1 protein-coding gene is annotated in these 1848 nt (G+C 58.0%); it reads left to right on the forward strand.

Annotated features, from left to right (window positions below; genetic code table 11):
- The first annotated feature begins 76 nt into the window (after nt 1-76).
- Complete coding sequence (locus J3364_RS22530) at nt 77-1660, forward strand: IS1182 family transposase (protein WP_349560405.1); 1584 nt, start codon at nt 77-79, stop codon at nt 1658-1660.
- Nucleotides 1661-1848: the final 188 nt, after the last annotated feature.

Raw genomic sequence — 1848 nt, forward strand, 5'->3', positions numbered from 1 at the left:
GCGTTGAGGCTGTAGAAAAACCCCGAGATCCCCCTCCGGTTTGATAGGATCGTGCAAACGGACAAGGAGTCGTCAGATGCCCAAAGCCAAGCCCCGCTTCCGTCCTTACAATCACGACCAGAACGCCATGGTCGTTATCAACTACCGGGACCAGCTCCAGCCCGGCACGTTCGAACACGCGATCCACTACCTGATCGAGCACAAGCTGGACCTGTCTGTCTTCCACCCCAAGTACCGCAACGAAGACACCGGCCGCTTGGCCTACGATCCCGCCATCCTGCTGAAGATCATCCTGTTCGCCTACTCCAAGGGCATCACCTCCAGCCGCGAGATGCAGTGGTGCTGCGAGACCAACATCATCTTCAAGGCGCTGTCCTGCGATACGGTGCCGCACTTCACCACGCTGGCGAAGTTCGTCAGCGGCCATGCCGATGAGATCGAGGCGCTGTTCGAGCAGGTATTGCTGGTGTGCCACGAGCAGGGCCTGCTGGGTAACGAACTGTTTGCTATCGACGGCTGCAAGATGTCGTCAAACGCCAGCAAGGAGTGGTCCGGCACCTTCAAGGAATTGGGTGAGAAACGGGAGAAGCTGCGACGGTTGATCCGTCACCACCTGCAGGAACACTACGCCCGGGACGAGGCTGAGACCGAAGCCGAACTGGACCGGGACATTCGCCGGGCAAAGACCATCCTCTCGCTGGATGAAGCCCTGACCAAAGTCGACCGCTTCCTAAAGACGAACCGCCCCCGGATGGGCCGGGGGAAGCGGAACAAGGAAGTGAAGAGCAACCTCACCGATAACGAAAGCGCCAAGATGACCACCAGCAAGGGCACGATCCAGGGCTATAACGGTGTCGCCACGGTCGACAAGAAGCACCAGATCATCATCGATGCCCAGGCCTTCGGCGAAGGTCAGGAACACCACACCCTGCAGCCGGTGCTGGAGACAGTCGAAGCCCGCTATAAGAAGCTGGGTATTGCCGACAGCATCTACCAGCAAGGCACCATCGTCACTGCCGATACCGGTTTCGCCAACGAAGCCAACATGCAGTACCTGCATGAGCACCAGATCAACGGCTATATTCCGGACAATAAGTTCCGCAGCCGGGACCCGAAGTTCCAGCACCAGAAAGCCAAGTACGGCAAGCGCCACCAAGATCGACCGGCCACAGGGTGGAAGAACACCATCCCCGCCAGCGAATTCCAGTTCGACCCGGTGAACCTGACGTGCGTCTGCCCCGGGGGTAACGCGATCAGTTACCAGGGCACACGTGAGGCTGAGAATGGCAAAAAACGGGTGCACTTCGAAGGTCGATTGCTGCAATGTCGGCACTGCCCGAAAAAGCACCGCTGCATGCAGAATCCGGCCTCTGCCGACCATCGCAAAGGCTCGGGAAGGCAGGTCTCGTTCACCATCGAGACCCAGCGCCAGCCGAACTACACGGACTGGATGAAACATCGGGTGGATAGCCCACAAGGTAAAGCGATCTACAGCCACCGCATGTCGGTGGTCGAGCCGGTGTTCGGCAACATTGGCACAACCAAGCGATTGAACCGCTTCAGTCTGCGCGGTAAACGGAAAGTACAGGGCCAGTGGCAGCTTTACTGCCTGGTTCATAATATCGAGAAGTTGGCCAATTACGGACAAATGGTGGCCTGATCAGGGGCTGGTAGCCTCGCGAACGGGCGCCGCTGAATGCACGACAGCGGATACAGCGGCAAGCACTAAGGCTAATTGGTTATCGCCGGTCAAAAGAGCAATGGATCCGCCAACGGCGGGTGAACAAGAAAACAACGGAAAAGGCTGTGGGGAACGACTCGGAAATGGGTTTTTCTACAGCCTCGTTA

Source organism: Marinobacter sp. NFXS9, from assembly GCF_040148665.1.
Taxonomy (GTDB): Bacteria; Pseudomonadota; Gammaproteobacteria; order Pseudomonadales; family Oleiphilaceae; genus Marinobacter_A; species Marinobacter_A mangrovi.